1 protein-coding gene and 1 pseudogene are annotated in these 1055 nt (G+C 76.6%); both read right to left on the bottom strand.

Annotated elements, in window-relative coordinates; all coding sequences use genetic code 11:
* Positions 1 to 267, bottom strand: a pseudogene (locus tag PATMI_RS37310) (AlgP family protein); the annotation flags it as partial.
* A gap of 93 nt (positions 268 to 360) precedes the next feature.
* Positions 361 to 675 (bottom strand): UBP-type zinc finger domain-containing protein, encoded by a 315-nt coding sequence (locus PATMI_RS0107440; RefSeq protein ID WP_026910429.1) that lies wholly within the window; start codon positions 673 to 675, stop codon positions 361 to 363.
* Positions 676 to 1055: the final 380 nt, after the last annotated feature.

The raw sequence follows: 1055 nt of genomic DNA, 5'->3' as shown, positions 1-1055 counted from the left end.
CGCAGGAGCGGGCACGACGGCCGGCGGCTCGACGGCGGCGGCCTGCGGCGCGGGCTCCGCGGGCGCCAGGTCGAACAGCGACGGTCGCGCCGCGGCCTCGGCCGCCGCCACGCGGTCGGCGGCAAGCTTCGCCAGCGGCGCGAGCGCCGCGCGCTCGTCGGCGTCGAACGTCTTCCAGCGCTTCCGCAACCGATCGAGGACCTTCGCGGCGTCGGACGCGCCCGGGTCGGCGAAGACCGTGGCGAGCTGGGCGAGCGCGTCGTGCACCCCTGGACCGTAGCCCGGAGGACCGGCGGACCGGCGCGCGACGGCGTTCCGTGACGAAGTCGGTGCCGATCCGCGACCGTCGGGCGTCCCGCGTCAGCCGCCCATCGGCGACGGCGGGATCCGGGGGCTGCCGGTGACCTGCGGGATGCGGAAGCCGGCCTGGTCCAGGAAGCACCACGACCAGTCCTCCCCCGGCTCGATCGACCGGATGATCGGGTGCTCGGCGGCGCCCGCGTGCTTCGTCGCGTGCTGCCCGGGCGAGTCGTCGCAGCAGCCGACGTGCCCGCACTCGAGGCAGATCCGCAGGTGCAACCAGACGCCTCCGACCTCGAGGCAGTCCTCGCACCCGGGGACCTCCTCGGGCAGCGCGGTGATCTTGACGTGGTCGAGGTGCGTGCAGGCGGCCATGGCGACGGGCTCCGGGGCGGGGAGGACCACGCGACCGGGCGGGCCGCGCGACGGTCGGACGAGGATCCCACGCGAGCGCGTGGATGCGAAGGCGGGCGCGGGGCGGCCCGCATCCGCGTCCGGCCGGGGAGGGCGCGCTGCCTCGGCGAGGTGGCGGGTCGATGTGCGTCGCAGCGCAGGAATGCGCGCCACCTCGGCCGCTGTCGGGGGGGTCCGGCGTTCGTTCCTGCGCCCACAGCGCAGGAAGGCGCGCCGGCTCGCCGCTCGCACCCGCGTGGCGTTCGTTCCTGCGCCCACGGCGCAGGAACGAACGCCGGCCCACGCCGCACCGTCCACCTGGCGTGCGTTCCTGCGGACCGGCATGATCGCCCGGTGCGTCC

It is taken from the genome of Patulibacter minatonensis DSM 18081, assembly GCF_000519325.1.
Lineage (GTDB): Bacteria > Actinomycetota > Thermoleophilia > Solirubrobacterales > Solirubrobacteraceae > Patulibacter > Patulibacter minatonensis.
This window is presented reverse-complemented; position numbering and strand designations above follow the sequence as displayed.

What these genes read in the sequence shown, in the direction of transcription:
- PATMI_RS0107440 (WP_026910429.1), bottom strand. Translation starts at nt 675, where the DNA reads ATGGCCGCCTGCACGCACCTCGACCACGTCAAGATCACCGCGCTGCCC.